The sequence below is a fragment of the uncultured Polaribacter sp. genome, assembly GCF_947500975.1.
Taxonomy (GTDB): domain Bacteria; phylum Bacteroidota; class Bacteroidia; order Flavobacteriales; family Flavobacteriaceae; genus Polaribacter.
Genome location: NZ_CANMUE010000018.1, coordinates 1 through 5,698, shown reverse-complemented (window position 1 = coordinate 5,698; position 5,698 = coordinate 1). Strand labels below are relative to the sequence as shown.

Below are 5,698 nucleotides of genomic sequence, written 5' to 3'. Positions count from 1 at the left end.
CGCGGATTTTCTATTCGGTTTTTATTTGCTAAATTTAGTGCTTAAACCACGCAACAAACCATATACAAACACGTTGTAACCAATTATGAAGAAACCTTTTGCAATCATAATAATTCTTGTGATTTTTTCGTGTAAAAATGACACACCTCTTTGCGATGAGCATTCCTCGCCCTATTACAGTTCTATAATTGGAATTGACTTTAAGGAAAAGCGCCATAATACAAGAATATTGGGAGAAAATATTACTATCCGAAAAGTATTTAAAGAACTAACAATTAAAGAAAAGAATATTGAACCAAATAATGGTTTTATTACATTAAGAATTCATTTAGACAAATATGGTAATTTCTGTAATCAAGAAACTTTTGAGGTTGACAGTGATTATCAACCAACAGAGTTTAACAATGGGACTTTGATTAAAAAAATTAGAAAAATCTCAAAAAATTTATCCAATTGGACAAATGATACAGAAACAAAAACATTTTATTTGATAAGAATAAAAATTAAAGAGGGACAAATTGAAGAGATTTTTTAAAATATTTTTAATAATCGTAGGAATCATAACTGTATTTCTATTAGCCTTTATTTCTTTCGCTTACTTTAAGACTAAAAGTTTCAAAGAAAAAAGCATAGAAAGGCAAAAAAGAGTAATTAGTTTTCAATCAAACGATAGTAATGATTATTTTGAATATTCAGGAGACATCAATAAATCTGGTGATTTCACTGAAGGATTCAAATTTTTAAATAAAGCAGTAGAACTCGACCCAAAATTACATTTAGGTTACAGAGGTTGGATAAGATTAAGAAAAATGAGAGACTTTGATAAAGCTCTTGAGGATTTTGACCGACTTGACAGTTTAACACCAAAATTTGTAGATGCACCTTGGGGAGAAGATATTGACTTTTTGCGAGGAGAATGCTATTTCGGGAAAAAGGACTATAAAAAAGGAATTGAATTATTTAATCGCAACATTGAGAACCAAAAAGAGGATTGGGCTGACATACATAGTTTCGTTTATCTCGGACTTTGTGAATATGAACTTGGGAATTATGAAAAAGCGATTACCGAATTTAAACGAGCATTAAAACAAACCGAAAATGTTCCTGAATCCTATTTTGGAATGGCTAAAGCATACCAAAAAATTGGTCAAATAGACAAAGCCAAGGAGAATATATTGAAAGCGGAAAATAATATGGATTACAAACGAGATGATAAATACAATGAGTTTCTTAATGAAATTTATATGTCTGAAATACTAGAATTTAAACGAAAATTGAACTAAAAATAACTGGTTACAACAATGGCTATAATTAATTGCTTGTTCTCGCCTACTTCTGAAAATCCTCGCGGATTTTCAGTTTGGTGTGTACTTGCAAAGTTAAGTGCTAAACCACGCAACTACTCATAGCCGAGACCGTTACCCAACATTTGAAGAAACATCGAGAATGAAACAAACAGATAGAAATTGCGCAGGTTGTGACACAAAACTGACATTCTTTACGAAACCAAATTTTGGAGGAGGAAAACTTAATGATGGAGGAAGAGTTTGCCGAAAATGTTTCGCTAAAATAGCCAAGTATGATGTTGGATTCGGAATGAACTCTAAACGAAAATACGACACCGAAAAAATTCTGAACATTTTAAACAGAAAAATAACTAAAGTTGCAAAAAAGACAACTGGAGTAACTTCTAATTTTAGTGCAAATCAAATACAAAATCGTGGGATACAGGTTTTAGAAAGCATTAATATTATTGATAACACAAAAAACAGCGATACAATTAAATCAAGATTTGAGTTTTTAAATAAATTATATCCTGATTTTATAAATGCTTCAACTGACAAACGATACATTTCAGATATTCAAATTGCAGTTGATGAATACAAATCAAGATATTACGACAAAATTCTTAATGATTATGAACTTGAATTACTTGTAAAACCAAGTTCGGAAAAAATGAGTAGTTTTTACGCAGAAAGTCTTATGAAATGTTTTGACCGTTTCCTAAACGAACAATATGAACAAATTGAGAATTTAAAAAGGCAAAATGCAATCGAAAAAAGATTTGAGAAAATAATTGATGTTGCTGACGAAATAAGTAGCGAACTGACTTTTCACGGAAGTTCATCAATGAGATTCGAGGAATATATTGGAGAAATTGAGAAAATCCGAGAGGAAATTTATAATAAAAGATATAAAAACGTTGGGTAACACCGTATATAATTTATTGCTAGTTCTAGCTTACTTACAAAAATCCTCGCGGATTTTCTATTCGGTTTCTATTTGCTAAATTAGGTGCTTAAAACACGCAACAAACCATATACAACAACGTTGTGTGCAATAAAAACAAAATTCTATGAATAAAACATCTGATTTAGAAATCTTACAACTTCATTATTATTTATCTGATAATGAGCATTCAATGGACGCTATAGTTTACAATAAAGCTGAAAGCGAATTATTAAAAATTGTAACTGAAGTTTCTAAAATTTTAGATTTAGATGTTTTAGTTGAAATTCAAGCATTAGAAGAAGGTGGAATAAAGTCCATTTATAAATTTCTAAATAAAAAGAAAAATAGAAGAAAAATTCAAATTGTAGGTGCATTTTTTGCTGGAATAGTTGCTACAATTATATCAGATGTAGTTTCTGACAATATCAAGTCCGACCCAGAAATGGAAAGAATGAAAAAAGAGAAACTAGAACTCGAAATTAGGAAACTTAAAAAAGAGCTTTCCGAACAACAAGAAATACCTCTTGAGGAAACAGAGGAACAGTTAGTCATAAGTCAAGAATTTATTAATGATTTATCTATTTACATTTCTGAACTTAATCAAGTTAAAATAAGTAAATCAAAGTTTTACAAAACACTTTTGAATGAAGGTAAAATTGAAAAAGTATCAACTCAAGAATTAAATAAAGAGTTTGAGCCTAAAAAAAATGAAAAATTTGTTCCTAGAAAAGATTTCAAATTGTTTATAATTGAAGAAACCGATATTGATTCTGATTACGAAAATAACGTTACTTTAGAAATAGCTTCTCCAGTATTAACAAGTAATAGAATGAATTGGAAAGCTTTATATAATAATGAGCAAATAAACTTCTCTTTAAAAGACAAAAATTTCAAAAGTTTGATTATCAATAAAAATTTGAAATTCACTAATGGAACAAAAATAGTTTGTGATTTAGAAACAAAACAAAAAATGACTGATGACGGAGAAATAATAAAAAAAGGAAGAGCTGTATATAACGTAACTAAAATAATTTACCCTAACGGAGACATAATTGACATATAATAACTGCACACAACAATGGCTATAATTAATACGGGGTTTTGTGTTTAATCCAAAGTTTAGTGTATTTTATAAATTCCGCCAAATCTTTTGATTTGGCTTTAAAAATGAAAAAGTAAAACAAAATAAAAAGTTTTGGCTAAGTGCTTAATCGGAAATTAATCGCTTATTTATTCCCGTACTAATCATAGCCGAAGCCGTTATGTGCAAGCTAAAAAAATTGCTAGTTCATTTAATATAATTATCTTTGATTCAAATTTTTTAAATTAAATGAAAGTACAAATAAAAAACTTAGGAGCTGTAAAGGATGCTACAATTGACTTAAGCAAAAAGTTGAATATTTTTTGTGGAGGAAATAGTACAGGAAAAACATATATGGCTTATATTCTATATGCAATTACTTCTTTAGAAAACAAAAGTTTTGGTATTGGGTTTGACAAAAAATATATTGACATTCTTATTGAAAATAATGAAGTTGAAATTCCTTTGGATATATCTCAAATGTATGATTTCAAACAAAGTGAAAATAAAAAAATAAAACCAAATTTATGGAAATTATTTTCGATTCCTGAAAGTAGTTCTAATGACTTTTTCTCTAAAACAGAAATCATTTTCAAAGAAAAAGAAAATGACTTTTTTAATAGAATAAAAAAAATAAGATTTAGCGAACTTATAAAGTTTCACACATATACACTTACAATAGAAAAAACTGAAGACGAAAAAATTAAAGTAATACTTTTTGAAGATACTATAAAAAATGAGGAATTTGTAAGATATTTAGATATTGCATTTCTTTCAATATTATATGCTAAACTAATATATTACCCAATAATGTCATCTACAATATTTCCAGTAGAAAGAAATTCTATATTTACTTTTAATAAAGAACTTTCTATTAAAAATAATGAAAAATATGATTTAATTAAACAGTTATCTTCAAATGAAGATTATAATCGATTTGACTTATTATTCTCAACTTCAAATCGCTACCCACAACCGATTAGAGATTGCTTAAAAGTTGCAGATGATTTAGATGCTATTAAAAAGACAAATAGTGTTTATTTTGATTTCGCTATTGAAATTGAAAAAGAACTTTTAGATGGTAGCGTTGTTATTGGTAAAAATGGTAATGTTGAATTTTCAAGTAACAAAACCTCAAAAAGGAAAACCCTTTCATTTCACCAAAGCTCATCAATTGTTAAAACATTAGCAGGTTTAGTCATTTACTTAAAACACACTGCACTAAAAAATGATTTAGTCATTATAGATGAACCAGAATTAAATCTACATCCAGATAATCAAATAAAATTGACACGAATAATAGCTCAATTAATTAATAAAGGGTTAAATTTTGTTATTAGTACACATAGTGATTATATACTTCGTGAAATAAATAACCTCATAATGTTATCATCAAATGACGAAAACATAAAATCTATTAGGGAGGAACATCACTTCAAAGATGGTGAATACATTAACCAAAAAGATATTAATGTTCATTATTTCTATTATAAACTAAAGACTCAAGCTAGTGTAGATTTAATACCTGTAACAGAATATGGTTTTGAAATACCTTCAATAGATGCAGAAATAGAAAAACAGAATAATCTAACAAATGACCTTTTCTATACTCTTAAATACGGAACAAAAGAATAATATTTATGAGTAAATTAGATATTATTAATTCTATTTTAAACGAAAATTTTAAAGACGAATCTGAATTTTTATCAGAAAAAGATAAAGATAAACACGGAAAAGTTTTTGAAATGAAAAGGAAAATAATAGGTGGAAATCAATTAGATTATTGCGTCTATAAATATGATGTAGCTAAAGATATTTTACCTTTTTTTAAAACTACTGGAGTTACTGGTTTAAAAAAAATATGTGATTATTTACTATTCATTGAAGAAGGTGAGCATCTTTTTGTTTTTCTCATAGAAATGAAAAAAGGGACTGAATCAGCAAAAAGACAACTTGAGGCAGGACAATGTTTTTCTGAATATATTCTATCAACAATAAACAGATTAAACCTTGAAATTGAAATTTCTGAGCAAAATCTTCATTTCCGAAAAATTAGAATTAGTGAATCTAAATCAAAAAAAACAACTCTAAAGAAAGGAATTATTGAAAAAGAAAATGGAGTGATTGAACATCAACATCCAAGTTGTTTTTATATAAAGGAATATTTAACTTACTAAAGCCTGCACATAACACCGTATATAATTTATTGCTGGCTTCTTGCCTACTTACGAAAGTCCTCGCGGACTTTCTTGGTCAGTAATTATTTACTAAATTAGTTGCTTGAAACACGCAACAAACCATATACAAGAACGTTGTAATTTATTGTTCAGAAAAACTGAAACGCTTGAAAAAACAGCAAAATGAAATTGTACGAATGAAAGCTGA

At 27.9% G+C, this 5,698-nt stretch carries 6 protein-coding genes; all 6 read left to right on the top strand.

Annotation, left to right across the window (positions count from 1 at the left end; translation table 11 throughout):
• Nucleotides 1-85: 85 nt before the first annotated feature.
• Nucleotides 86-535, top strand: a complete 450-nt coding sequence (locus tag Q0733_RS12645; protein WP_298782656.1) for a hypothetical protein — start codon at nt 86-88, stop codon at nt 533-535.
• Nucleotides 519-1,283 (top strand): tetratricopeptide repeat protein, encoded by a 765-nt coding sequence (locus tag Q0733_RS12640; RefSeq protein WP_298782655.1) that lies wholly within the window; start codon nt 519-521, stop codon nt 1,281-1,283. Before Q0733_RS12645 ends, Q0733_RS12640 begins: the two co-directional genes overlap by 17 nt.
• A 163-nt stretch (nt 1,284-1,446) precedes the next feature.
• On the top strand, nt 1,447-2,211 hold the full coding sequence (locus Q0733_RS12635) for a hypothetical protein (protein WP_298782653.1): 765 nt from the start codon (nt 1,447-1,449) through the stop codon (nt 2,209-2,211).
• Between the two features lie 145 nt (nt 2,212-2,356).
• On the top strand, nt 2,357-3,295 hold the full coding sequence (locus Q0733_RS12630) for a hypothetical protein (protein ID WP_298782651.1): 939 nt from the start codon (nt 2,357-2,359) through the stop codon (nt 3,293-3,295).
• A gap of 267 nt (nt 3,296-3,562) precedes the next feature.
• Nucleotides 3,563-4,948 carry an AAA family ATPase gene (locus Q0733_RS12625; protein WP_298782649.1) on the top strand — a complete coding sequence of 462 codons (1,386 nt, stop codon included), beginning with the start codon at nt 3,563-3,565 and terminating at the stop codon, nt 4,946-4,948.
• Between the two features lie 5 nt (nt 4,949-4,953).
• On the top strand, nt 4,954-5,490 hold the full coding sequence (locus Q0733_RS12620) for a hypothetical protein (protein WP_298782647.1): 537 nt from the start codon (nt 4,954-4,956) through the stop codon (nt 5,488-5,490).
• Nucleotides 5,491-5,698 lie beyond the last annotated feature (208 nt).